The organism is Paeniglutamicibacter cryotolerans (assembly GCF_014190875.1).
GTDB lineage: Bacteria > Actinomycetota > Actinomycetes > Actinomycetales > Micrococcaceae > Paeniglutamicibacter > Paeniglutamicibacter cryotolerans.
Genome location: NZ_JACHVS010000001.1, coordinates 1,846,781 through 1,870,629 on the forward strand (window position 1 = coordinate 1,846,781; position 23,849 = coordinate 1,870,629).

Below are 23,849 nucleotides of genomic sequence, written 5' to 3' on the forward strand. Positions count from 1 at the left end.
CGTTTAGAGGTCCTTCTCGGTCAGGCCCATGGTGGCGGCCAGGTCGAAGAGCGGGGCGTAGGTTTCCTTGTCGACGGCCAGCAGCTTGCCGGCGGGTGTCACGTCCAGGAATTCGCCGACGGCGGCGACGTCGTCGGCAGGGAGGTTCAGCAGCGCCTCCCTGACAGCCGTTTTGAAGGCCGGGTCGGCGTCGGCAGAGACGGTGATCGGGTCGTTCGGGGTCGGGTCGGAGGCCCAGATCTGGCGGAAGTCCCCGGGTGTGAAGTTGCCAGAGGCAATGGCGCTGGCCTGGGTCTGCGAGTTCAACTGCGCCGCGTCTACCGTGCCGTTGACCAGGGCAAGCAGGGCCTCGGGATGCCCTCCGGCGTAGTTCATGTTCAGCGACTTCTCCTGAATGCCTGCCTTCTTCAGTGCGTAGCGCGGTAGCACGTCCCCGGAGGTCGAACCGACCGATCCCAGGGCCAGGTCCTTGCCGGCCAGGTCGTTGATGTCCTTGATCTCCGAGTCCTTCGGGACCCAGATCCCTGCGGTGTAGGTGCTCAGCTTGCCGTCGGCCGTACCGAAGGAGGCCAGGGGTTCGGCGTTTGCCTTTTCCGAGGCGAAGACGAAGCCCATTGGCCCGAACTGGCCGATGTCCAGGCGGCCGTTGCGCATGGCCAGGACTTCTGCGGAGTAGTCCTCCACGACCTGGACCTGGACCTCGCAGCCGAGCCGCTTTTCCAGGGCGCCGGCCAGCACCTGGTAGGCCGGTTCCAACTTGGAGGGGTCCTCGAACGGTTCGATGCCCATCTTCAGCGGGCCCTTGGCACAAAATGCCGGGGTGGATTCGTCGGCCCCCTGGGCGCCCGGGGCACGGGGCGTCGAACAGGCCGCCAGTGACAAGGCGGCGAGAAGGGCGAGGGAGAGCGGGGCGATGCGGGAAAGCTTCATGGTGGTTCTTCCTTACTGGAAAAGGCGAGTGAGCGTGGGTTAGAGCGAGGCGAGGTTTCGTTCGGCCAGGCCGAAGGAGATCGTCATGCCGATGCCGGCGGTGACGGAGACGGCGGTGATGCCGGGGCCGATGTCCTTGATGAACAGCGGAGCAACCTCGGAGGAGGCGTAGATGCCCTGCCATCGTTCGGTCAGGTGCAGGTCTCCGGCGCCGAGGACCTCCTGGGCCGCGCGGAGAAGCCTGTTGGTGGTGTCCTCGGCGAGGAAGGGATCGGCCGTTGCGTGGTAAGCATGCGAATCACCGAGCAGCAGCGTTCCATCGGGGCGCTGGGTGAACATGAGGTTTGCCCCGATCTCCAGCAGCTCCGGTGCCTGCTGGCTGACTTCGTTGCGCAACGCCTCGGCCGAGGGAACCTCGGTGAAGGCCGCATAGCGCAGCATCGACGTGGCGGTCAGGACGGCCTCGGCGATCCGGGTGCCTGCAGGTGCCTGTGCCGATGTCATTTGCAGGGTGCAGCGCTTGATCTTGTGCCCGGCGGCGAGTTCCGGGAAAAGGTAGTCGACATCGTGCCCGACGCAGACGAACACCTGATCGGCTTCCAGCCGCCCGCGGCTGGTGTGGACGGCGGCGGTGCGCCGGGTGCCGGAGCCGAAGCCCAGCGCCGCCGTGTTGAACATGACCCGGCCTCCGGGGCCGGCGTCGACCCAGGCGGCCAGCGTCCCGACCGTGGTGCGCGGATCCACGCGCAGGTCATCGGCGAGGAAGGCCCCACCGAGGATGCCCGCTGTATCCTCGCGGCCGAGGCGGGATCGGACCGACTCGGCATCCAGCAGCGTGATCTGCCCGGGGGGCCGCGCCGCAGCGAATTCGCGCAGTACGGCCAGCTCGGTGCGGGTGCCGGCAACGACCAGTGCGCCGGACTCGGCGGCCCAGAATCCGGCCCGTCGTGCAAATGCGAGCCAATGCTTGCGGCCGTTCTGGGCCAGTTCGTACAGCTCGCCCGACTGGGCGGTAATGCAGGCGTGGCCGAAGTTGCGGACCGATGCGCCGACGGCCAGGTGGTCGCGATCGATCACCGTGACTGACAGGCCCTTGTCCAGGGCGAGGGCGGCGTGGGCCAGGCCGATGATGCCGGCCCCGACGATCAGGACGTCGCTGGTGGCCAGCGGTTCGCCGGTGGCTTCGATTGTTGTGTTGTTGGTGTTCACGGCTTCTACATTTGCCGGTGGATGGGGCCCAGAACAAGTCGAAACGGCACTTGTTCAGACATGTTCATTCACGGTTCATTTTGTCTGTCCGGGGGATGGAAACTGTTCATCGGGCGTTTACCTAACCACCTGAAAAAGCAGGTCATAGAGCTTGTATGCTCAAGTCGTGGACAATTTCCCGATCCAGCCAATACACCTGCGCCTGACCGGTGAACTGCGTGGACAGATCCAGGATGGACGCTTCACCGAGGGCGGCAGTTTCCCCAGTGAAGCCGAGTTGTGCATGGCCACGGGGGCATCGCGCGGCACCGTCCGCCGGGCCCTGTCGGTGTTTCGCGCCGAGGGGCTGATTACCGGTGGCCGTGGGAAGGTGCCGGTGGTCTCGCGCCCGGTGCCCTCGCAACCGTTCGCCACCTTCATGTCGTTCACCGAGTGGGCCTTGGCTACGGGCAGCGTTCCGGGGCAGCGGACGCTTGAAGTTGCCCTCCGTCCGGCATCGGAGGAAATCGCCACGTAGTTGGGCATCTCCCGGCGGGATCCGGTGGTTCAGGTAGTGCGGCTTCGACTGCTCGACGGGGTGCCGGCGATGGTGGAGGCCTCCGCCTTCGTGCACTCGGTGGGTCGGCGTCTCTTCGACTTCGATGCGGATTCGGGTTCCATCTTCGGTTTCCTCAGCGATGCCGGTGTCGACCTGCGCCGTGGTCGGCACACCATCGACGCCGTGGCTGCCACTGCAGGAGATGCCGAACTGCTCGGCGTCGAGGAATCGTCGCCGCTGCTGCGCGAACGGAGGCTGACCTAGTCATCGCGGGGTGAAGTGCTGGAGTATTCCGATGACCGCTACGTCCCCGCCCTGGCTAATTTCGTCATTGAAAATACCCGGGAAACCAGGGCCGCGTTAATCCGCATTCCCGCCTCTGCATGGAAAAGCAAGAGAATGATCGAACGAGGTGCCTTCGACATGGCGGGAACGAGCATCGACGAACACGGGGATGTCTGGAGTGCGCTGGAAACCTCGGTACGCGACGCCGGTGCAGAGGTCACGGCAGAGAACCTGCCGGCCTGGATGGGTGCGGACAAGGGCGAGGCGATTACGGCACTGATCGGCCTCGGCAGCAGTATCCCGGAACCGTTCCTGGCGGGCGATACGTCCGAGTGCTTCCGTGAACTGTGGGCCGCTACCATTCCGCCGCGCCGTCGGTGGGGCTGCCGGGAGTGGACGATGCACTGCGCGCCCTCACGGCCGCTGGTAACAAGGACGGTCTGGCCAATGGATATTCTCGAGCTGTGGTGGATCCTCGGCTATCCGGACGGGGCCGGGGCGTGGGGGACGGTCAAATCCTTGATGCTGTGGTTGCCAGCGACGAGGTGGCTGCCGGACGCCCTGCTCCGCATGTGATCCACCGCCTGATGGAGCTGACCGGGGTTTGCGACGTACGCCGGGTCCTGGCTGCCGGCGACACGGTCAACGACTTGGCCGCGGCAAGGAACGCCGGCGTCGTGGCGGCGGGGGTACGCACCGGCGAGCTGCACCGCGCCGACATCGACGTCCATCCGCATATCCACGTGCTCGGTGGGGTGAGGGACATTCCGGGGCTCTTGAAGATCAGCTAACCGACTTTGCCCGCACATTGGTCTCAATTGGATAGCGGGCGTTTCCTGGCCTGGATGTTGGCCGAGTCCTTTTTGTTATGCGTTGGTGCGCTGATCTTGCCCGACGGGCACAGTTTCGGAAAGTTTGTGAGATTACTTTCTGTTCGATTCGGCATCCAAAAAGGGGCTGTTCCGGCTCTTCTCCGATCTGCTGGGGCTCTCGTCGTCAACATTTCAATTGACATGAAATCCACTGGTCAGAGTACTGGCGACTAGAGCATCACGGGGAGAGGCGAGGCCATTTCCCCGGGAAACCATGAATAAATGTGAGTTCGCTGGGTCAGCTGACAGCTACCTGATAGTAGTCAAATTATTGTGAATAGGGCTTGACGGACCCCCCTGGTACGCCCGTACGGTAATAGTAACGTTTAGATAACGCGGACTTCGCGGAATCGAGACATCCATTGCTGGTAATCCTCCGTTGTCCACCCAGCATACGGACCATTTGACGTCGATAGCGACGCCGGACAACGGCGCAGAGAAGACCGGGGACGGTCTGAGCGCGGATGGCACTGGAGAAGCATGATCCAGCAGAATTCCAAGAATAAGAACCTTCGTCGTGGCGCAGCCACCGTTGCAGCTCTGGCTATTGTCGGTGCGGGAATGGCGGCATCCGTTGCTCCTGCCTCGGCTGCCTCCACCTCCACCTGGGACACCATCGCCGCGTGTGAATCCGGTGGAAACTGGGGCATCAGCACCGGTAACGGCTACTCGGGCGGGTTGCAGTTCACCCCCTCCACCTGGAAGGCCTACGGCGGCAAGGGCAACGCGGCAAACGCCAGCAAGAGCGAGCAGATCCGCGTAGCCGAAAAGGTCAAGGCCGGACAGGGCTGGGGTGCATGGCCCGTATGCTCCGCCAAGGCCGGCCTGCGCGGTGGAAAGAGCTCGGCTCCGGCCGCGGCCACCACGGTCAAGAAGTCGACCTACACCCCCAGCGCAAGCACGAAGACCTACGCCAAGAAGTCGTATGCCCCGGCGACGTCCTACGAAGCCAAGAAGTCATACACCCCGGCTAAGTCATACGTCAGCACGGCTAAGCACCGCGCCCAGGCACCGGCTTCAACCCACAAGTCGAGCACCCCGCAGGCCCGCCACGTGGCAGCCGTGACGGTTGCCGATTCGGGCAAGAACTACGTGGTGAAGACGGGCGATACCCTGTTCAAGATCGCCCAGTCGCAGGGCCTGAATTCGTGGCAGGGTCTCTACAACCTGAACGCGGACGTCGTGCCTAACCAGGACCTGATCTTCGTCGGTCAGAGCTTGGATCTTCCGGCCAAGTAAGCTGTTCCAGCTTCTGCAATAAAAAAGGCGCGTCTTCCCGGGAATTTACCGTGGAGGCGCGCCTTTTCGTTCCCGCTGAAGGCTATCCGGCAGACCAGCGGGCAACCACGACCTGGAACTGGTCATGGGCCAACTCCAAGGATTCGAGCGCCAGCGATTCGTCCCGGGCGTGCATCTGCGCGGGTTCTCCGGGACCCCAGATGACGACGGGCACCCCTGGAAGTGCGGCGCCGATGACCGAATCGTCGGTGAAATACGGGCATTCCCGTTCAGGACGGTCCTGGCTACCAGCGGGCGCTACGCCGCTCCTATAGACATAGCCCCATCGTTGCGCCGAAGCAGGGGAATACTCTGGGGCGCAATCGCTGCCAAGGCACCGGGGCGGTATTGGTTGAGGGTTTTTACGCGGAGGCCTATGCCATGAGTTCACTGGCACGGCAGGGCTTGAGCAGCAGTTCCGCGCGCAACCCCGCATCCAAGGCGGCGTCAATGATGGTCGCCGCCAGGGCCTTGGCGCCGTTCAGGGCTGCCGCGTCGCCGCCCGGCGAAACGGCGGCTGAGGCGAACTCGTGGGTGTGCCCGTCGGGACCATCGTCATCGAGGCTGATCATCGGGTGGATGCTCGCGACATGGTGGCTCACATTTCCCATGTCGGTGGATCCGTTCAACACACCGGAATCGTCGCAATGGTGGCCGAGTGCCGCAGCATTTTTCACATAGGCGGCGGTGAGCCCGGGGTGGGGGAGCATATCGGTGAAGACCTCGCCGTTTTCCTTGATCTCCACGGTGGCGCCGGTGGCCAGCGCTGCGCCCTCGAAGCAGCGGCGCCACCGCGCCTTGACCCGATCGAGGGATTCGAGGCTGTCGGCCCGCACCATCCATTCGCCGGCGATGTGGTCGGGGATGATGTTGGAGGCCTGCCCGCCGGCGGTGATGATCCCATGCATCTGCTGGTTCGGCTCGAGCTGTTGCCGGGCCAGTGCCACGGCGTTCATGGCCAAGGTCATGGCATCCAGCGCATTCACTCCCTTGTAGGGCTCGTCCGATGCATGGGCGGCCTTGCCGCTGAAGGCCACATCCAATCCGACGCAGGCGTAGGCGAGCATGGAGGATTCGTCCCGATTGGAGGGATGGACCATCACCGCTAGATGCGAGCCGTCGAAATCGCCCTGGCGCAGCATGATCACCTTTCCGCCGACGGTTTCTTCAGCGGGGGTTCCGAGCAGGCGCAGGGTGAGGCCCAGCTCGTCGGCCGCGGGGGCGAGTGCAAGGAAGGCGCCGAGGCCGGCCGCGGCAATGATGTTGTGTCCGCAGGCATGGCCCAGGCCGGGCAGCGCATCGTATTCCGCACAGATGACGGCCACCAGCGGACCGTTGCCGATCTCGGCGCGAACGGCAGTGGGAAGGGAGCCCAGCCCGTGCTGGATGCGGATGCCTTCGATGCCCGAGAGTTCCCCGACCAGCCAGGTCGCTGCCATTTCCTCGTTGAGGCCCGTTTCGGGCTGGGCGTGGAGGCGATGGCTGAATGCGAGCAGCCGGTCAGCGAGCGCGTCAACGCGTCCCGCGGATTCCTGCTTGTGTTCGGTCAGCTGCGGTGCTTGGTTCGTCATGGGTGTTCGGCTCCATCCAAGGGGTGGATCCGGGTCAAGCGCTGGGCGTTTATACCGGATCAAACGACAAGTCCCTGTGGACACGCGTTATGGTGTCCCGGGTCACTCAACACTAGGTCGACGAAGCCGCGGGATGCAGCAGGCTTGCCGGGGAGGGCGCAACGGGGCCCGGATCGCCCACCGTCGGGCGGGCGATCCGGGCCCCGTCAGCTGCTGCTGGAGCTACGCAATCAGCGGGCTCTGACCGAAACCGGACAGGGTGGCCATCGCGTTGGTATCGACGTTCTGTGAATCGCCGTTGAGGTAGCGTTCCATCGAGTCGTCCATGGCATTGATCCACCGGGTGTGGTGGCGGGAGGCCATGGTGCCGGTCATGACCGAGCGGTGCACGTTGTCGCGGTACCCGAGGATATCGGCGTCCTTATCGCGCATCCACTCCTTGAAAAGTTCCGAGACCGTGTCCAGGTCGAACTCCGGGTAGTCGGTGGCGGAAATGAGTTCGCGGAGGTAGTCGGTCTGGAAGTCCGCCTCGGCGTTATGGCTTTCCAAGGCGGCCTGGCGGTTGAGCCACGCGTCGATGTCAGCATTGCGCTGCGCCAGCGGGGGAAGAACAATGCCTCCCATCATCACGTCGCGGGCAAACCATGCCTGGGCGTCGAACATATTAAAGGTGTAGTACTGGTCCTGCGCGCCCAGGTAGAACAGGTTGGTGTTCTGCTGCCAGATGACGCCCTTGTAGAGGTTGCCCGGGTAGAGCACGTTCTTCGACTTCAGTGACATGTTGCTGGGCAGGAACGGGTACTTGTGCAGATATCCCGTGCAGAGGATGACGGCGTCGAATTCGACGATGGTGCCGTCGGCGAAGTGTGCCGTAGAGCCCTCGAAGCGGTTGACCAGCGGGCGTTCCCGTGTGGTGCCGGGCCAGTCGAAGCCCATCGGGGCGCTGCGATAGCTCATCGTGACGGAGGCTGCACCCATCTTGTGGGCCTGCATGCCGATGTCCTCGGCCGAGTAGCTCGAGCCGATCAGCAGCAGGTTCTTGCCGGCGAAGCGCTCGGCGCCGCGGAAATCGTGGGCGTGCATGACCTCGCCGGGGAACGAGTTGATGCCCTCGAATTCCGGGACGTTGGGCACCGAGAAGTGGCCCACCGAAACGACGAGCTTGTCGAAAACGTGGGTTTCGGTCTCGCCGGAGGTCAGGTCTTCGACAACGACGGTGAATTCCTCGGTGCCCTCGTTGTAGTCGACCCAGCGGGCAGTGGTGTTGAAGCGGACGTACTTGCGCACGTCGGACTTCTCGACGCGGCCCTTGATGTAGTCGAAGAGGACCTCGCGCGGAGGATAGGAGGAGATGGGGCGGCCGAAGTGCTCGTCGAAGCTGTAATCCGCGAATTCAAGGCATTCCTTGGGACCGTTGGACCATAGGTGGCGGTACATGCTGGAGTGCACCGGCTCGCCCGAGCCGTCCAGGCCCATGCGCCAGCTGTGGTTCCACTGCCCTCCCCATTCAGCCTGCTTTTCAAAGCAAATGATCTCGGGGATCTCAGCGCCCTGTGCGCGGGCAGACTCGAAGGCCCGTAGCTGTGCCATGCCGCTGGGGCCCGCACCAATGATTCCGACTCGCAATGTCATGCTTTTCTCCTCATTCCCGGATCCGCCTTGCGTCCTGAAGGCAAACGTGAAGCAGCAACCCGGTGCGAGCCATTTCCGGTACGCCAAATGAAGGCCAATCGTCCTTCATCCGGTTTCCGGAGGCGGCTTGAGCGCCTCGCCCGAATCATCAATCCCGATCGCGGGAGAGTGGGCGACAAATGCAGTGAGGGCTAGCTGAAAATGCCCGCCCAGCGGCTTCGTCCGACCCACCTGGGATCCGAATCCAGGAGGTGGGCCTATATCCCTCATAACAGCATTTCATACGGTCGAATGTCAAATATCGATCGTTGAAATTTTGGTTAATTTGAGTAAATTGAAAAGTGTCAAATTGTTATATTCGACGATTAATTAAACAATTCTGACGTGGGTCGATGTCCCGAATCACGCGGGCGGGAACGGTTCCCCGACCCAGCCTCTGCCTGCTCCGCCTGTAGGGAAAGTCACCAGCCCGATGTTCTGACTGGGAGTTTCGTGGGAAACCCCTCAGCTGGGTGTGATAAGCACAGCTTTGCTGCAGGGGGCACAATGGTGACGAGCGAGCCGATGCCGACGAAATGCCGTTCAGCTACATGAGCGCATGCCGGCGGGTGGGAAGTAACGATTCCACCCCTGAAAATTCGGAGGGAACCACCTTCCGTTTCCCCTCAGCGCCATGTTGAGTCCCGGCGCGGGTTGAGTGCGGAAACGGCGATTGCCCCGACCAAGCTGAATTTCAGGACGGCGGCGGCGTCGTTGGCGGTCATCGTCCCGACCGTCAATTTCCAGCGGGAAAGGTTCCTGAAGGTCCTGCTGCCGGCGGCGCTGAAAATTTCCCGTGGAATGCGCAGCGCCTACATCGGTGAGGAATCCCGACGCCCGAAAACGATTGTTCCGGGACGGCAAAAAGCCGCCGGAGGGATGCTCCCCTCCGACGGCCCGATGCCGGGTGACGCCTACTTGGCGTAGGTGATCGTCCAGCAGCGCTCTTCGCGGTCCCAGCGGACCGTCTCGTCGCGCAGCTTGCGGAAGGCCTTGAGCACCTCGCGGTTGATGGCCGGGTGACCGTTTTCGTTCGTGTAGACCCACTCGTCGCCGAAGGCCTCGGCGATGCGTGGCACCACGGATTCCTGGCTGACTGTCTTCTCTTCGTGGATCAGGTCAAGGATCCACTGGGCGATTTCTGGTGCATTGTTCATTGAATAAGGGTACGGGGCGCCGGGCCCTACCGCGCACCACCGAGGAAGGCTCGCAGCGAGGAAACGGCGGCCCGCACCCCGGTGGCGAGCGTCGGCTCGATCTCCGGACCGAAGAACGGGGAGTGGTTGACCGGCGGAGTTCCCTTGGACAGGTCGAATCCACCGAACATCCAATACGCCGATGGAACGCCGATGGCATCGGCCAGGTGGCCGAAGTCCTCGCTGCCCATCATCGGAGCCGATTCGTGGATCGCCTGCTCTCCGAGCTCGTCCCGCAGGGCTAGCGTGACCCTCATGACGGTATCGGGGTCGTTGTAGCAGCGCGGGAAGGTATAGATCTCCTCGATGAGCGGTGCCGGGGCGTTGGAAGCAAGGGCCTCGGCCTGAATGATCCTGGTGATGGCGGCCAGCACCTGGTCGCGAACGTCCTGGGTGAAGGTCCTGATGTTCAAGGTGAACTCGGCACGGTCCGGAATGATGTTTTCCTTCAGTCCCGCATGGAACGTGCCCGAGGTGATAACGGCGGGGGAGGTGGGATCCAGCTCGCGCGAAACGATGGTCTGCAGCCGCGTGATCATGTGGGCCCCGAGCACTATCGGATCGATGCTCGACTGTGGCTGCGAGCCGTGGGACTGGCGCCCGAAAACGGTGACCCGCAGGGCATCCGCCATCGCCATTGCCGTGCCCGAGGAAATGGTGATCTCCCCGGCCTGCGCCGGCATCACGTGTTGCCCCAGCACCACGTCCGGCCGTGGGGCCTTGTCCCACAACCCGTCATCGACCATGGCCCTTGCCCCCGCAGCGGTCTCCTCGCCCGGCTGGAAGACGAGCACCAGGGTTCCGGACCAGGATGCGGTATCGCGGGACAGCAGCTTCGCCGCAGTGAGCAGCGAGGTGACGTGGGTGTCATGGCCGCAGCCGTGCATGACTGGCACGGCGGTTCCGTCCTCCAAGGTCCCGGTAGCGGTGCTGGCGTAGTCCAGCCCGGTGTCCTCGGCGATTGGCAGTCCGTCGGTGTCGGCGCGGAAGGCCACCACCGGGCCCTCCCCGTTTTCGATCACCCCGACCACGCCGGTTCCCCCGCAACGGAAGTTTTCGATGCCCAAGGCGTCGAGCTGTGCGGCAATGTAGTTGGCCGTCTCGTGTTCCTGCATCGAGAGCTCAGGATGGGTGTGCAGGTGGATGTACATCTGGTGCATCGCCGTGGTGTCGGCGTCGGTGAGCAGCGTCTCGGTGATGGTGTTTTCCATGGTGTTAGCGAACCTCGTTTTCCTGGATGGCGGGGATGTCCTCGATTGCAGCCGTGTGGTCGATATTGCGGTTGCGAAGGAACCAGGAGGCCAGGATGGTGCAGACCACGACGATGGCCGTGGCGAACATGGCGGCCTTCGGGAGCGCCGGAACCAGGGCGAACTGGACGACCAGTGCCAGTGCGAGGGCGATGACTGTTGGGCGGATCTGCTTCATGGTGGCGATGCACTGGATCAGCACGGCACCCATCAGGGCGGGCAGGATGTAGAGCCTGGCTACCTCGATGAGTCCGGGTGGGATCCGGGTCATCAGCCAGGTGCCGAGCAGGCCCACGAAGATCAGCAGCGAGGTCAGGTGGACGGTTGCCGCGCCGCAGATGGCCATCACGGCTGCGAGGTCGCCACGCTTGGTTCCGGGACGGGCGCCGATGCTGGATTGGGCGACGATGGCTGCCGGGAGCAGCTTGTTGGAGATGTTGCCGATCATGAACGCCTGGTACATGGCGGCCGATCCGAGGATCGGGAAGTAGGTCAGCGGTTCGACGATCCAGAACACGCCGAAGGTCGCGGCAACGGCAAGGAAGGCGATCCAGATTTGACCGGAGGTGATGTCGAGGCCGCCGAAGACGACGAGGTAGATGGGTCCGATCAGCGAGAGGACCAGGCCGGCGAGCATCGTGATTCGCCCCCAGCGGGAAGTCGACGCTTCAAACGCGGCCATGCCGGCTTCGGCGCGGTCCAGTGATTGCGTGCTCATGGTGTCGTTCCTTTCAGGTGGGGGGCTAGGAGGTGTGGGCGACGAAGGCGACGGCCAAGGCGACGATGATGGCGAAGCCCAGCGCCCATTCCTTGAGCCAACTGGCATGGAGCTTCTTGGCCAGGAGCAGGCAGCCGGTCATGACGGCCGCTGAGACCAGCAGGGTGATCAGGTGGACCCAGGATTTCGGCATTTCGGCGATGGCCAGCATGGAGAAGGCGCCTAGCAGTGCCGCGCACGGGATGATCGCCATTGCGGCCGGGCTGACCTGAGCCAGGCGCTTGCCGCCGCGCTTCAGGATCGGGGTGAGCAGCAGCGTGGCGAGCATCCACATGCCGCCGCTCAGGCTCATGGCCATGAAGGCCACGGCAAAGACCTGCTGGGTGTAGTCGTGCCCGCCGAGCGTGGCGCCCATCGATGTTGCGGCGATTCCGGCGGAGGCGGTTTCGGTGGCAGCGGAGCCGATCAGCCCGATGCGCACCAGGACGGCCGGTGTCCCGAAGAGGGCCAGCAGGGCGATCGCCACCAGGACCACGGCGAGCGAGGGACCGATGGAGGCAACGGCGCCGGCGCGGAAGGCCCCGGAGAGTTCCTTCGCGGGCATTCCGATCTCGGGTGCCGTGCGGCGGGCCGCCTTGATGTAGATGAAGGTCTGGACGAAGATCACGGCGAAGACGCCCAGGGCGCAGGCCCACACGAGCGGGGAATTGGCCACGGCCATGATGTCCGTGGAGCCGGCTGCGGCCGGAACGTGAATGCTCAGTGGGTGCATGGACCTTGGCTCTCTGGTGGTGGTTCTCGGAAGAGTGAAAGTGACGCGCGTTACAAGTTGATGCTTCGTAGGCATAACCATCCGGCTCAATGGGAAATATGACAATAGTTGGACGCAATGGCCATATTTGTGGCCATTTCCTCCACCAAACGGGGAATTTGGACAAAAGCTACCGATCCCGTGAAGACTTGGCCAGACTGTGCTGGACAGTAGGAATGAACGAGTGAAGCGGCTGCGAGCCGGGAGCAGGGGGATGGCCATGACCGAACTTCAGGACATGTCGGCAGCGGAGATCACCAAGGGCATCAAGCGCCGCGATTTCTCCGCCCGGGAGGCGCTGGACGCCCAGTACGCACGCATTGCCGAGGTCAACCCGGTCATCAATGCCGTAGTGACCCAGGACCCCGAGGCAGCCTATGCTGCGGCCGCTGCGGCCGATGCCCTGACGGCATCCGGGGCCGACACCGGGATCCTGCATGGGCTGCCGATGACGCACAAGGACACCCACAACACCCGGGGCATGCTCAGCACCCAGGGCTCCCCGATCCTGAAGGGCTTCATCCCTGCCGAGGATGACCTGGTGGTGGCCCGGCTGCGCACCGCCGGAGTCGTGGCATCGGGCAAGAGCAACGTCCCGGAGTTCGGTGCCGGATCACATACCTTCAACGAGGTCTTCGGCACGACGCTGAATCCCTATGACACCACCCGCAGCGCCGGAGGCTCCTCCGGCGGTCTCGGTGCAGCCCTGGCGGCACGCATCCAGCCGCTGGGCGAGGGGTCCGACATGGGTGGATCGCTGCGCATCCCCGCCTCCTTCTGCAACGTGGCGGGACTGCGCCCCTCCTACGGGGTGATCCCGATGCCCTCGCCGGCCAACGCCTGGACCTGGCTGGGACGCACCGGGCCCATGGCCCGCGAAATCTCGGACATCGCGCTGTTCATGTCTGCTGTTGCCGGCCCGTCCGACCTGGTCGCCACCGCCTCGCCGCTGCGCGGTTCGGACTTCGCCGGTGAGCTGGTCGGGGACCTGCGCGGGGTGCGGATCGGCTGGAGCGAGGACTTCGGCATCGGCATGCCGGTGGAACCCGAAGTGCTGGAGGTGCTGCGCCGCCAACTGCGCGTTTTCGAGGAGGCCGGCGCGATCATCGAGCAGGCGGCCCCGGACTTCTCCGAGGCCGATCTGGTCTTCGAACGGGCACGGGCCACCGACTTCGCCGCCGGGCTCGGCCCGCTGGTGCGCAAGCACCGGGAACTGGTCAAGCCGGAGGTCATCTGGAACGTGGAACTGGGCTGGTCCTTGAGCGCCGAACAGCTCATCGAGGCCACTGCAGCACGCACCCGGCTGGAGGCCTCGGTGCGCGGCTTCTTCTCCCGCTACGACGTGTTCCTCAGCCCCGCCGCGCAGGTGCTCCCGTTCGACGCGACACTGCGCTACCCGGCCGCGGTCGACGGCACCGCATCCACTACCTACCTGGACTGGATGCGTTCGGCCTGCGTCCTCTCGGCCACCAGCCTGCCGGTGCTGGCGGTCCCGGCGGGATTCACCGCGTCGGGGCTGCCCGTCGGGTTCCAACTGGCGGTGAACCACTACCGCGATGCCGACCTGCTGCGCTATGGAAAGGCCTTCGAGGACCGGACCCGGGTCGCCGAGGTGCTCCCGGGCCTGCTGGCCCGGGACGCGGCCTCCCGATAGCGGATGCGCAGCCGGCGCATTCGCCACCTAAGGGTGGGGGATGAGCCGGCCCCCGCGCTTGCGGGCCTGGAGCAGGATCGTCGAATCGATTCCGTACGCGTCATCGGCCCAGGCCGGATCGGTGATGAAGGAGTACAGGGCGGCGGTGTCCGGAACCGTCACGTTCGCGACCAGCTGGTAGTCGCCGGCAACAGCCGCCGCATACCTGACCTCGCGGCGCAGGGCCAGTGCCTGCCCGACCTTTTCCACCCGGCTCGGCGCCGAGCGGATCCACAGGAAAGCCTCGACCGGCAGGCCCATGGCGGCCGGTTCAACCAGGGTGCGCACCGTGACCCGGTTATTGCGCAGTAACCAGTCCACGCGTCGTCCGGCAGTCGTCTCGGAAATCCGGACCCGCCGGGCAATGGATTCCAGGCTGGCGCGCCCGTCCTCGACCAGGACGGCAATGATGCGCTCGTCCTGTTCGCTCAGCGGCTCGCGCGAGCTCAGGTCGGTTCCGTCGAAGGTGAACTCGTTATCCATGGCGCGGGATTGCGCGTCGGTGAGCAGGCCCGAGCGCCAGCCGCGGATGGTCCTGAAGTAGCGCAGCACCGGGTAGCTCACCGCACGGACCAACCCGACGGTTGCCGGAATTTCCGTGGTGAGCACGCTCGATACGGCAGCGGGGTCCAGGTTCAGCTCGGCCACGGCATCCGCGCCACCGGTCATTAGGTAGCTGTAGGTGGTGTCGGGGCGTTGGGCGAGCGCCTCGGCGGCCACCCGGCTGGTGCCCGGTGAGCATTCAAGGCGCAGCAGCGTCGTGCTGCTGCGCACTCCCATGCCGGCGACAGTCACGACGCCCGAGGAAAGCAGCTCGGCACCGTGCCGTGCCACGGTGCGTTCGGGCTCCTCCAGGACCGTGGCGATCTTGCGCCACGTGGCCCGGCCGTCGATCTGCAGGGCCGCAATGATCAGTCGTTCCAGGTCGTTCAACGTCCGCTGCACTGTGGGTTCGCTTTCTTGAGCTCTCAGCCGGTGGTGCTCCTTATCCGATACTAGGACCCGGTGCGGTATCCGGGGCGGATCAGTGCCCCAACAGTCGGAATTTGGCCCGGCGTTGATCCAGCCGCTGCTCGGCCGGGGTGGCGCAGGCAAGCGCCAGCTCGTACTCGATGGCGGTGGCCATGCGCACGCAGAATTCACGCGGTTCAGCCGCCGCATCCGGGCGCTCGTCGACCACGTGGTCAACCAGCCCGATGCGTCTGAGCGAGGCGACCTCCACGCCCTGGTCCGCGGCGATCTGCGGGGCGAACTCGGTGCTGCGGTGGATGATCGCGCTGGCACCCTCCGGCGGCAACGGCGAAAGCCAGGCGTGTTCGGCGGCGATGATCCGATCCGCCGGCAGCAGCGCGAGTGCCCCGCCCCCGGTGCCCTGGCCCAGCAGCACCGCCACCGAGGGGGCGCGCAGCCCGATCAGCGAGTTCAGCGAGCGGGCGATCTCCCCGGCCAGCCCGCCCTCCTCCGCCTCCTTGGACAGGGCGGCGCCGGCGGTGTCGATGACGGTGAGCAGCGGCAGCTTCAATTCCTCGGCCAATTGCATGCCGCGCCGCGCCTCGCGCAGCGATGCCGGACCCATGGCCGGGCCATCGGCATGGCGCGGGCGCTGGTGGCCCAGCACGATGCATGATTGCGAGCCGAACCGGGCCAGCGCCAGCGAGAGCCCGGGATCGTTTTCACCCTGCCCGGTGCCGTTCAGCGGCAGTGCCTCAGCGGCGCCGGCGGCCAGCAACATGCGCAGGTCCGGGCGGCGCGGGTTGCGGCTGATGAGAATCGATTGCCAGGCGGTGGCCGGACCCGGAACAACATCCAGGGTGTCGGGCCGGGCGCGGACGCCGGAATGAGTGACCGGCAGCAGGATGCGCAGGGCCTTCTCGATGATCTCCGGCAGCTCGGCGGGCGGGACCACGGCGTCGATCAGGCCCTTGCGGTAGAGGTTCTCGGACGTCTGGACATTGGGCGGGAACGGCGTGCCGGTCATCGTCTCGAAGACCCGCGGGCCCAGGAAGCCCAATAGCGCTCCGGGTTCGGCGACGCTCATATGCCCGAGCGAACCCCAGGAGGCCATCACTCCGCCGGTGGTGGGGTTGCGCAGGTAGACCAGGTAGGGCAGCCCGGCCTCCTTGTGTCGGCGCACCGCATCGGTAATGGACACCATGCCCAGGAACGCGAGTGTTCCCTCCTGCATCCGGGTGCCGCCGGAGGCCGGTCCGGCCAGCAGCGGCAGCCGTGCCGCCGTGGCCCGCTCGATGGCGTCGGTGATCCGGTTGACCGCCGCCTGGCCGATGGACCCGGCGAGGAAGCGGAACTCGGAAACGATCACAGCGACGCGGCGGCCGCGGATCAGGCCCTCGCCGGTGAGCACCGATTCGTCGGCGCCGGACTTCTCCCGCGCCGCCAGGAGCTCCGCAGCGTAGGTGTCGCTGATCCGCGGCTGTTGCACCGGGGCGTCCCAGGAACTGAAGGACCCCGGGTCCAGCACGGTGTTGATCAGCTCGGTGGCGCTCATGCGCGGGGTCTTGAGTGCCGGGGTGCTCATGGGGTGTGCCCGATTCTGTCTAGCCATTGCCGGATGGAATCCGCGTCGGCATCGAGCAGCGGCGGGGCGGTGTGTGAGGTGCGAGTGGTTTCGGCGGCCGTTGCCGCGTCGAAGAAGCGCAGTGGCGGACCAGGCAGTGAAATGTTGCCCAGTACCGGGTGCTCCACGTCGATGAGCAGGCCCTGGGAAGCCACTTGCTCCCAGGCGTAGACCTCATCCAGCGTGCGGACCTTCCCGGCCGGGATGCCCGCAGCGTCGAGCATGTCCAGCAGTTCTTGAGGGTCGTAGGCCGCGAAGGCCGCCTCGATCTCGGCTACCAGCGCCGGGTGGTTTTCCACCCGGGTGGCGTTGGAGGCGAATTCCGGGCGTTCGGTGTCCAGCCCGAAAGCCGTGGCGAAGGCGAGCCAGAGCTTCTGGCTGCCGACGCTGATCTGCACCTTGCCACCGCGGCAGCCGAACAGCCCGTACGGAGCAATGGAGGGGTGGTGGTTGCCCTGGGCGCGCGGTACCTGTCCGGCGACAGTATTGCGGGTGCCCTGAAAGGCATGCACGCCGATGATGGAGGCCAGCAGCGAGGTGCGCACCACCTGGCCCCTGCCGGTCTTTTCGCGTTCGAGCAGGGCGGCCAGCGCGCCATAGGCCCCGTACATGCCCGAGAGCAGGTCCGCGATCGGAACCCCGACGCGTTGCGGGTCATCGGGTCCGGAACCGGTCAGCGACATCAGGCCGGCCTCGCCCTGCAGGATCTGGTCGTAGCCGCTGCGGTGCGCTTCGGGGCCGTCGTGCCCGAACCCGGTGATGGAGAGGATGACCAGGCGCGGGTTCAGCTCATGCAGCGTCGCCACGTCGAAGCCGAGCCTGTCCAGCACTCCGGTCCTGAAGTTCTCCATCAGCACGTCGGATTCGGCGATGAGCCGGCCCAGCGTGGCCCGGCCCTCGCCGGACTTAAGGTTCAGCGCGATGGATTCCTTGTTCCTGTTGCAGGAGAGGAAATAGGTAGCCTGCTGGTTATCCTCCGGGCCGACGAAGGGCGGTCCCCAGCCCCGGGTGTCGTCGCCGACGCCCGGGGTCTCGACCTTGATGACACGGGCGCCGAGGTCGCCCATCATCATGCCGGCATGCGGTCCGGCCAAAGCGCGGGTCAGGTCAAGCACCGTGTAGCCGGACAGTGGTCCGGCGGTGACTTGATCTTGATCGGGGGCCTGGTGGGTGATGGTGGTCATGGGGAGATCCATTCCGAATGGTGCGGGAAAAACAACTGGCTCACTGGCCTAGCCTCCTAGACACCAGGTGTCCTTGTCAATGGCCGTGTCCGGTAGATTGGGGGAGAGACCTGAATCCTAGGGAGACATTGATGGCGCAGCGCGCGAAGCACGGAACACTGGGCAAGGTCGCGCGCCCGCGCCTCTACGAGCAGCTGATGGAACAGATCCTGGGCTACGTCGAGGCCGAACAATTGGGCCCCGGCGACCACCTGCCGGCCGAGCGGGACCTAGCCGAACGGCTCGGAGTGTCCCGCGCGACGCTCGCCCAGGCGCTGGTCGCGCTCGAGGTGCTCGGCGTCGTGGACGTGCAGCATGGCACCGGCGCCGTGCTGGTCTACCGGCCCGCCATCGCCACCGTCCTGCGCCAGCTGCGTGAACACCAGAACCGGCTCCCGGAAATCGTCGAGGCCCGCAGCACGCTTGAGGTCAAGCTCGCGGGCCTTGCCGCCGAGCGCCGCACCGATGCCGACCTGGCCGCCATCGAGCATGCATTGGGCGTCATGGAGGCGGAGATCAAGGACGGCGGACGTGGTGCCGGTGGAGACGAGCTCTTCCACGAGGCCGTGACGGCGGCGGCTCACTCCGGTGTGCTGGCCCAGCTGATGGCCTTCATCTCCGAAATGGTGCTTGAAACCCGCATCGAGTCCCTGGGCCAGCCCGGCCGTCCCGAGCGCTCGCTGCAATCCCACGGGTTGATTGCCGCTGCGATCCGTGAACAGAACCCGGTGGCTGCCGCCGCTGCCATGCAGGCGCACATCGACCTGGTCTCCGACGTTGAACTGCTGAAGTAGGGGGCCGGGATCAACCGGCTGCCAGCACCGCTGACATCTTCTGAATGAAGGCCGTGAGCAGAGCCGACTGACGCCGTCCGGGCATGGTCAGGATCTGCGCCTGGCGCTCGCCGAAGGCGGGGTGGTCGATCGGGATGAAGCACAATCCATCATCCACGCCTTCACTGTGGGCAAAGTGGCTCATGAGGGTGACCCCGGCCCCCGAACGTACGAATTCCATGGCCGGTTTGATGTGATCGGTGGTCATGGCGATGCGCGGAGTCAGGCCCTCCATCTGGGCGGCGATGTCGAAGAGCTCGCGCTGGCTGATGCCTTTGGACGGTAACGAGAGCCTGTAGTCGCACAGCTCGGCCAGGCCTACCCGATTGCGCCCCGCCAGTGGATGCGCGGAGGCAACAATCGCATAGGCCGGGGCCGGGCAGGAGAACTCTACCTTCACGTCCCGCCGCGGACCGAGGGCAAAAACCATCGCCACATCGGCAACGCCGTCTATGATCCGTTGCGTGGCGCCGGTGGAGGGGATGACCGAGAAATGGACCGAGACGTCCTCGTGCTCTTGGCAGAAAGCGGCGATCGCGGCCGGAACCCGGTAGGCGGCCAGGCCTTCGGAAGCAACGATCTCCAACACCCGTTGCTTGCCTGAGGCAAGCTCACGCAATTCGGAGAGTAGTTCCTCGGATTCGGCCTCGGTACGTCGGGTGTGGGCCAGTAACAAGGTCCCGGCTTCGGTCAGTTCCATCCCGCGCGGGTGGCGGCGGAACAGCTCGACTCCGGTGGAGCGTTCAAGCCCGGTAATCTGCCGGCTGATGGCCGAGGCCGAGACATGCAATGCCTCGGCAGCTTCGGTGATGGATCCGCTGCCGGCCACCTCGTGGAAGTACAGCAGGGCGGCGGGCAGCATGTGCACGGTCGGTCACTCGTTTCGGCTGGGTTTGCATTCAGGTCAACTCCCCTGCGAAAACTAGCACTGGTTGAGGGGGAAGAACTGCGGATATCGTGATTCACGATACAACAAGGATAAGGATGTGCAGCTGTGGACGAACGCATGAAAATCATGGAGACGGCAGTGTCGTTTGTCGATTCCGGGCGATTCTTCGACGAGCTCGACGCACTAGTCCAGCGGCAGACCGTCAGTACGAATACTGCCGACGGGTTTGAAATGAAGTCATACCTTGAAGAAATGATCGCACCTCGGCTGGGCCTGATGGGCTTTGAGAACACGTTGCACCCGAACTGGAATGACGGGTCCAACAGCTTTCTGGTCGCCCGCCGCGTCGAAAGCCCCGAACTGCCCACCGTATTGTGTTACGGCCACGCCGACGTGGTCGACGGGCACGAGGGCCAGTGGGACAACGCACGGGAGCCGTTCACCCTCACCGCCGAGGGTGAGCGCTGGTACGGCCGCGGATCGGCCGACAACAAGGGCCAGCACCTGGTGAACCTCAAGGCCTTGGAAATCCTCTTCGCGGCCCGCGGGGCGTTGGGATTCAACCTCGTCTTCCTTCTGGAAGCCGGAGAGGAGATCGGCTCCCCGGACCTGGCCGAATTTGCCGCGGCACACCGGCAGGAGCTCGCTGCCGATGTCTTCATAGCCTCCGACGGCCCACGACTCTCGGCCCAGGACCCAACGATCTTCCTCGGAGCACGCGGTGGGGTCGGCATCGAACTGCGGGTGGACCTGCGCCCCGATAGCTACCATTCGGGAAATTGGGGCGGACTGATCCGCAACCCGGCCACCACGCTGGCTGCGGCCATCGGCGTGCTGGTGGACGGGCACGGCCGGATCAAGGTGCCCGGGTTGCTTCCCGCGGACCTGCCGGCAGCGGTGCGCAAGGCACTGGAGGGCATCGAAGTAGGTACCGGAGCCAACGACCCGATCATCGACGCCGGCTGGGGCGACACCACACTGAGCGCCGCCGAACGGGTCTACGGCTGGAATACGCTCGAGGTGCTGGCCATGGGTGCGGCCGATGTGAAGAACCCGGTCAATGCGATCCCCGGGAGCGCCACTGCCATGCTGCAGCTGCGCCACGTGGTGGGCACCGATATCGACGGGCTCGAAGCACTCATTCAGCAGCACCTGGATGAGGCCGGCTTTGACATGGTCACCACGCACGTCATCGACAGCTTCCCGGCCAGCCGGACCGAGCCGGACAGCCCCTGGGTCACCTGGGCCGCCGACTCGCTGGCCGAAAGCACAGGGAGGGCCCCGGTCATCCTTCCGAACATCGGAGGCTCGCTGCCCAACCACGTCTTCGAAGCGGTCTTGGGCCTGCCTACCTTGTGGATCCCGCATTCATACCCGGGTTGCCTGCAGCACGCGCCCAACGAGCACATGCTCGAACCGATTGCGCGCCAGGGGCTGGCACTGATGTGCGGGCTCTTCTACGACCTGGGAGTCCGCGCCAACAGCCCATTCGATCCCGGGAACCGCGCAAACGGTTTCTGAGCCATCCGCCACCGGGCTCCCCGCGCCAGCGCTCCGGGAGCGCCACAAGAAATCCACCTTCCACAAGAAAGAACATCATGCGCCTCATCGCCAAATCTCTCACGGTCGCATCCATTGGACTGCTTGCCTTCTCCCTCTCGGGCTGCACCACCGCCTCCCTCGAGGGCAGCGAATCCACACCTGGGTCCCAGGGCCCGGCAGTATCGGAATCAGCCATGACACAGATGCCGGTGAACGAAAAGATCCGAGCTCTGCTTCCGGAAAAAATCCGCACCGCCGGCGTGCTGAAGATCGCCTCGGATCCCTCTTACCCTCCTTTTGAATTCTTTGAAGGAGACCAGCAGATCGTTGGTTGGGACATTGACATGGGAGATGCGATCGGACAGGTCCTGGGGCTCGAGACCGAGCACGTGGCAGCCACGTTCGACACGATCCTGCCCGGGCTGAACTCGGGCAAATACGACCTCGGCATGTCGGCCTTCTCGATGACGCCGGACCGGCAAAAGGCCATGGACATGGTCCAATACCTTTCCTCCGGCACCGGGTTGGCAGTTCCGGCCGGCAACCCGAAAAAGCTATCCACCAGCGCGGCCAGCCTATGCGGGCTGCCGATCGGTGCGCAGAAGGGCACCAGCCAGTCTCTCGAAATCCTTCCCGAGCTCTCCCAGGAATGCATCGCCGCCGGTAAGCCGGGAATCGATGCCAAGCTGTTTCCCAGCACTAACGACGCCCGCCTGGCCTTGATATCGGGCCGCGTCGACGGTGTCCTGGCCGGAGCGCCCTCGTTGGCCTACCAGGGCAAGCAGTCGGCCGGAAAATTCGAACTGGCAGAAGGCGAAGCCCTGAGTAACCGCCCCATCGGCATTGCCCTTCCCAAGGATTCCGAGCTGACGAAGGCGGTCGGCGCGGCCTTCGATGAAGTGCTGTCCAGCGACGCCTATGGGCAGATCAATAAGAAGTGGGACATGCCCAGTACCTCGGTGATGGACCAAGCCAAGACAACGACCAAATAACAACGACGAGGTAGTCGACGTATTCTGATGAACATGACAACAGCAAAGCAAGATCCGGAGTCGGCAACGCTGCCGGCTGATGCCTTTACGATCGTCAAGGCCCGGCATCCGGGGCGGTGGGCTTCGGCCATCGTGATCCTGATCCTGGCCGGGATGCTGGCCCGTTCGGTGATGGTGAACCCGAACTTCGGGTGGGCCACCGTCGGGGCGTATATCCGCGACGTGTCGATCGTGCGCGGCATCATGGTGACGCTGGAACTGACCGCGATCTGCATGGTCATCGGCATCGTGCTCGGTGTCATCGTGGCGGTCATGCGCCTCTCGGCGAACCCGGTGATCCGTACCGCGGCGTTCGCGTACGTGAACTTCTTCCGCGGCACCCCGGTGCTGGTGCAGCTGCTGTTCTGGTACAACTTGGCGGCACTGTATCCGCTGATCAGTTTCGGGATCCCCGGGGTGGCGTTGGATGCCAATGCGATCATCACCCCGATGACCGCGGCGATCCTGGGCCTGGGGCTGAACCAGGGTGCCTACATGTCCGAGATCGTGCGTGCCGGGATCCTCTCGGTGGACCACGGCCAGTCCGAGGCGGCCGGGGCGCTGGGCATCAACCGGTTGCAGACGATGCGCCGGATCATCCTGCCCCAGGCGATGCGGGTGATCATCCCGCCGACCGGCAACGAGACGATCGGGATGCTCAAGACCACCTCGCTGGTCTCGGTGATCTCGGTGCCCGAGCTGTTGTATTCGGCGCAGATCATTTACGCGCGGACCTTCGAGACGATTCCGTTGTTGCTGGTGGCCAGCATCTGGTACATCGTGGTGACCTCGGTGTTGAGCATCGGGCAGTACTACCTGGAGCGGCACTATGCCCGGGGCGGGCAGCGTTCGCTGCCGCTGACCCCGTTCCAGACGCTCAAGCGCTTCGTGCGGGTCCATGACCCGCTGACCCGGAAGGGAGCAGTCAAATGACCGCCGCCACCGCTGTACCGGCCCCGATGATCAAGGCCGATTTGATCCATAAGTATTACGACCGGTTGCATGTGCTCAAGGGCATTGACCTGCAGGTCGCCCAGGGGGAGGTGGTGTGCCTGATCGGGCCCTCGGGTTCGGGCAAGTCGACGCTGCTGCGGTGCATCAACCACCTGGAAACGATCGATGGGGGTCGGATGTGGGTCGATGGGTCGGTGATGGGTTTTGACATCAAGGGCACCAAGCTCCATGAGCAGTCCCATGCGCGGATCTGCCGTTCGCGCACGGAGATCGGGATGGTGTTCCAGCATTTCAACCTGTTCCCGCACATGACGGTGTTGGAGAACCTGATCGAGGCCCCGCGGCTGGTGTTGGGGGAGAAGCGTTCCACGGCGACGGCCCGGGCGTTGGCGTTGTTGGAGTCGGTGGGGTTGGCCGATAAGGCCAAGTCCTATCCGCGTCAGCTCTCCGGTGGGCAGCAGCAGCGGGTGGCGATTGCGCGGGCGTTGTGCATGAAGCCCAAGGTGATGCTCTTTGACGAGCCGACCAGTGCGTTGGATCCGGAGTTGGTCGGTGAGGTGCTGAAGGTGATGAAGGATCTGGCCGCGACGGGGATGACGATGGTGGTGGTGACCCATGAGATGCATTTTGCCCGGGATGTTGCTGATCGGGTGGTGTTCATGGCTGATGGGCATGTGGTGGAGTCCGGTCCTGCTGCGCAGGTGATCGGGGATCCGCAGCATGAGCGGACCCGCGCTTTCCTCTCCTCCGTCCTCTAAGATGCAACCCTTGGATCCCTGT

General features: G+C 64.7%; 23 protein-coding genes. 11 read left to right on the forward strand and 12 right to left on the reverse strand.

Annotated elements, in window-relative coordinates:
- Window positions 1-3: 3 nt before the first annotated feature.
- Window positions 4-930, reverse strand: a complete 927-nt coding sequence (locus E9229_RS08660) for a phosphate/phosphite/phosphonate ABC transporter substrate-binding protein (RefSeq protein WP_183510815.1) — start codon at window positions 928-930, stop codon at window positions 4-6.
- Between the two features lie 39 nt (window positions 931-969).
- On the reverse strand, window positions 970-2,139 hold the full coding sequence (locus E9229_RS08665; protein ID WP_312855642.1) for a TIGR03364 family FAD-dependent oxidoreductase: 1,170 nt from the start codon (window positions 2,137-2,139) through the stop codon (window positions 970-972).
- A 166-nt stretch (window positions 2,140-2,305) separates the two neighbouring features.
- Here E9229_RS08665 and E9229_RS19360 point away from each other — a divergent pair, with 166 nt between their 5' ends.
- The 4 genes from E9229_RS19360 (at window position 2,306) to E9229_RS08680 (ending at window position 5,073) form a co-directional block, all read left to right on the forward strand.
- The gene (locus E9229_RS19360; protein ID WP_312855643.1) at window positions 2,306-2,656 is read left to right on the forward strand and encodes a GntR family transcriptional regulator; all 351 of its coding nucleotides are present in this window, start codon (window positions 2,306-2,308) and stop codon (window positions 2,654-2,656) included.
- Window positions 2,657-2,941 (forward strand): UTRA domain-containing protein, encoded by a 285-nt coding sequence (locus E9229_RS19365; protein WP_246380443.1) that lies wholly within the window; start codon window positions 2,657-2,659, stop codon window positions 2,939-2,941.
- Between the two features lie 413 nt (window positions 2,942-3,354).
- Complete coding sequence (locus E9229_RS19370; RefSeq protein WP_312855700.1) at window positions 3,355-3,753, forward strand: HAD family hydrolase; 399 nt, start codon at window positions 3,355-3,357, stop codon at window positions 3,751-3,753.
- Window positions 3,754-4,314: 561 nt separating this feature from the next.
- Window positions 4,315-5,073 carry a transglycosylase family protein gene (locus E9229_RS08680; protein ID WP_183510816.1) on the forward strand — a complete coding sequence of 253 codons (759 nt, stop codon included), beginning with the start codon at window positions 4,315-4,317 and terminating at the stop codon, window positions 5,071-5,073.
- A 413-nt stretch (window positions 5,074-5,486) separates the two neighbouring features.
- Here E9229_RS08680 and E9229_RS08685 read toward each other — a convergent pair whose 3' ends face one another.
- Both E9229_RS08685 and E9229_RS08690 read right to left on the reverse strand, forming a co-directional pair.
- Window positions 5,487-6,683 (reverse strand): amidohydrolase, encoded by a 1,197-nt coding sequence (locus tag E9229_RS08685; protein ID WP_221184411.1) that lies wholly within the window; start codon window positions 6,681-6,683, stop codon window positions 5,487-5,489.
- Between the two features lie 222 nt (window positions 6,684-6,905).
- Window positions 6,906-8,315, reverse strand: a complete 1,410-nt coding sequence (locus E9229_RS08690) for an NAD(P)-binding domain-containing protein (RefSeq protein WP_183510817.1) — start codon at window positions 8,313-8,315, stop codon at window positions 6,906-6,908.
- A 693-nt stretch (window positions 8,316-9,008) separates the two neighbouring features.
- On the opposite strand from E9229_RS08690, the gene E9229_RS08695 reads away from it, so the two are divergent.
- The gene (locus tag E9229_RS08695; RefSeq protein ID WP_183510818.1) at window positions 9,009-9,281 is read left to right on the forward strand and encodes a hypothetical protein; all 273 of its coding nucleotides are present in this window, start codon (window positions 9,009-9,011) and stop codon (window positions 9,279-9,281) included.
- On the opposite strand, the gene E9229_RS08700 is transcribed toward E9229_RS08695, so the two are convergent.
- Genes E9229_RS08700 through E9229_RS08715 form a run of 4 tightly spaced genes read right to left on the reverse strand, consistent with a single transcriptional unit; the run spans window position 9,269 to window position 12,290 of the window.
- A complete protein-coding gene (locus E9229_RS08700; RefSeq protein WP_183510819.1) occupies window positions 9,269-9,511 on the reverse strand; it encodes a DUF6953 family protein in 243 nt (80 codons plus the stop codon). The genes E9229_RS08695 and E9229_RS08700 overlap by 13 nt on opposite strands.
- A gap of 26 nt (window positions 9,512-9,537) precedes the next feature.
- Entirely contained in the window at window positions 9,538-10,761 is a 1,224-nt protein-coding gene (locus E9229_RS08705; protein ID WP_183510820.1) for an amidohydrolase, read from the reverse strand.
- Between the two features lie 4 nt (window positions 10,762-10,765).
- Window positions 10,766-11,518: a hypothetical protein gene (locus tag E9229_RS08710; RefSeq protein WP_183510821.1), complete on the reverse strand. Its 753-nt coding sequence runs from the start codon at window positions 11,516-11,518 to the stop codon at window positions 10,766-10,768.
- Between the two features lie 25 nt (window positions 11,519-11,543).
- Complete coding sequence (locus E9229_RS08715) at window positions 11,544-12,290, reverse strand: DUF5058 family protein (RefSeq protein WP_183510822.1); 747 nt, start codon at window positions 12,288-12,290, stop codon at window positions 11,544-11,546.
- Window positions 12,291-12,549: 259 nt separating this feature from the next.
- Here E9229_RS08715 and E9229_RS08720 point away from each other — a divergent pair, with 259 nt between their 5' ends.
- On the forward strand, window positions 12,550-13,983 hold the full coding sequence (locus E9229_RS08720) for an amidase (RefSeq protein WP_183510823.1): 1,434 nt from the start codon (window positions 12,550-12,552) through the stop codon (window positions 13,981-13,983).
- Window positions 13,984-14,010: 27 nt separating this feature from the next.
- On the opposite strand, the gene E9229_RS08725 is transcribed toward E9229_RS08720, so the two are convergent.
- From E9229_RS08725 to E9229_RS08735, 3 genes are all read right to left on the reverse strand, one after another.
- Window positions 14,011-14,967: an Lrp/AsnC family transcriptional regulator gene (locus tag E9229_RS08725; protein ID WP_183510824.1), complete on the reverse strand. Its 957-nt coding sequence runs from the start codon at window positions 14,965-14,967 to the stop codon at window positions 14,011-14,013.
- A gap of 79 nt (window positions 14,968-15,046) precedes the next feature.
- Window positions 15,047-16,558 carry a carboxyl transferase domain-containing protein gene (locus E9229_RS08730; protein ID WP_183510825.1) on the reverse strand — a complete coding sequence of 504 codons (1,512 nt, stop codon included), beginning with the start codon at window positions 16,556-16,558 and terminating at the stop codon, window positions 15,047-15,049.
- Window positions 16,555-17,781: a CaiB/BaiF CoA transferase family protein gene (locus tag E9229_RS08735; RefSeq protein WP_183510826.1), complete on the reverse strand. Its 1,227-nt coding sequence runs from the start codon at window positions 17,779-17,781 to the stop codon at window positions 16,555-16,557. Before E9229_RS08735 ends, E9229_RS08730 begins: the two co-directional genes overlap by 4 nt.
- A 131-nt stretch (window positions 17,782-17,912) precedes the next feature.
- On the opposite strand from E9229_RS08735, the gene E9229_RS08740 reads away from it, so the two are divergent.
- Window positions 17,913-18,614, forward strand: a complete 702-nt coding sequence (locus E9229_RS08740) for a FadR/GntR family transcriptional regulator (protein ID WP_183510827.1) — start codon at window positions 17,913-17,915, stop codon at window positions 18,612-18,614.
- A gap of 10 nt (window positions 18,615-18,624) precedes the next feature.
- On the opposite strand, the gene E9229_RS08745 is transcribed toward E9229_RS08740, so the two are convergent.
- Entirely contained in the window at window positions 18,625-19,515 is an 891-nt protein-coding gene (locus E9229_RS08745; protein WP_246380642.1) for a LysR family transcriptional regulator, read from the reverse strand.
- A gap of 132 nt (window positions 19,516-19,647) precedes the next feature.
- Between E9229_RS08745 and E9229_RS08750 the strand changes: the two genes are divergently transcribed.
- The 4 genes from E9229_RS08750 (at window position 19,648) to E9229_RS08765 (ending at window position 23,827) form a co-directional block, all read left to right on the forward strand.
- A complete protein-coding gene (locus tag E9229_RS08750; protein ID WP_312855644.1) occupies window positions 19,648-21,063 on the forward strand; it encodes a M20 family metallopeptidase in 1,416 nt (471 codons plus the stop codon).
- A gap of 77 nt (window positions 21,064-21,140) precedes the next feature.
- Window positions 21,141-22,076, forward strand: coding sequence for an ABC transporter substrate-binding protein (locus tag E9229_RS08755; protein WP_183510829.1), 936 nt, complete (start codon window positions 21,141-21,143; stop codon window positions 22,074-22,076).
- A gap of 33 nt (window positions 22,077-22,109) precedes the next feature.
- Window positions 22,110-23,048 (forward strand): amino acid ABC transporter permease, encoded by a 939-nt coding sequence (locus E9229_RS08760; RefSeq protein WP_183510830.1) that lies wholly within the window; start codon window positions 22,110-22,112, stop codon window positions 23,046-23,048.
- Window positions 23,045-23,827: an amino acid ABC transporter ATP-binding protein gene (locus E9229_RS08765; protein WP_407671319.1), complete on the forward strand. Its 783-nt coding sequence runs from the start codon at window positions 23,045-23,047 to the stop codon at window positions 23,825-23,827. Before E9229_RS08760 ends, E9229_RS08765 begins: the two co-directional genes overlap by 4 nt.
- Window positions 23,828-23,849 lie beyond the last annotated feature (22 nt).

Bases quoted from the DNA above. Each gene is read 5' to 3' on its own strand.
- E9229_RS08660 (WP_183510815.1), bottom strand. From the start codon at position 930: ATGAAGCTTTCCCGCATCGCCCCGCTCTCCCTCGCCCTTCTCGCCGCC.
- E9229_RS08680 (WP_183510816.1), top strand. From the start codon at position 4,315: ATGATCCAGCAGAATTCCAAGAATAAGAACCTTCGTCGTGGCGCAGCC.
- E9229_RS08685 (WP_221184411.1), bottom strand. From the start codon at position 6,683: ATGACGAACCAAGCACCGCAGCTGACCGAACACAAGCAGGAATCCGCG.
- E9229_RS08690 (WP_183510817.1), bottom strand. From the start codon at position 8,315: ATGACATTGCGAGTCGGAATCATTGGTGCGGGCCCCAGCGGCATGGCA.
- E9229_RS08700 (WP_183510819.1), bottom strand. From the start codon at position 9,511: ATGAACAATGCACCAGAAATCGCCCAGTGGATCCTTGACCTGATCCAC.
- E9229_RS08705 (WP_183510820.1), bottom strand. From the start codon at position 10,761: ATGGAAAACACCATCACCGAGACGCTGCTCACCGACGCCGACACCACG.
- E9229_RS08710 (WP_183510821.1), bottom strand. From the start codon at position 11,518: ATGAGCACGCAATCACTGGACCGCGCCGAAGCCGGCATGGCCGCGTTT.
- E9229_RS08715 (WP_183510822.1), bottom strand. From the start codon at position 12,290: ATGCACCCACTGAGCATTCACGTTCCGGCCGCAGCCGGCTCCACGGAC.
- E9229_RS08720 (WP_183510823.1), top strand. From the start codon at position 12,550: ATGACCGAACTTCAGGACATGTCGGCAGCGGAGATCACCAAGGGCATC.
- E9229_RS08730 (WP_183510825.1), bottom strand. From the start codon at position 16,558: ATGAGCACCCCGGCACTCAAGACCCCGCGCATGAGCGCCACCGAGCTG.
- E9229_RS08735 (WP_183510826.1), bottom strand. From the start codon at position 17,781: ATGACCACCATCACCCACCAGGCCCCCGATCAAGATCAAGTCACCGCC.
- E9229_RS08740 (WP_183510827.1), top strand. From the start codon at position 17,913: ATGGCGCAGCGCGCGAAGCACGGAACACTGGGCAAGGTCGCGCGCCCG.
- E9229_RS08745 (WP_246380642.1), bottom strand. From the start codon at position 19,515: ATGCTGCCCGCCGCCCTGCTGTACTTCCACGAGGTGGCCGGCAGCGGA.
- E9229_RS08755 (WP_183510829.1), top strand. From the start codon at position 21,141: ATGCGCCTCATCGCCAAATCTCTCACGGTCGCATCCATTGGACTGCTT.
- E9229_RS08760 (WP_183510830.1), top strand. From the start codon at position 22,110: ATGACAACAGCAAAGCAAGATCCGGAGTCGGCAACGCTGCCGGCTGAT.
- E9229_RS08765 (WP_407671319.1), top strand. From the start codon at position 23,045: ATGACCGCCGCCACCGCTGTACCGGCCCCGATGATCAAGGCCGATTTG.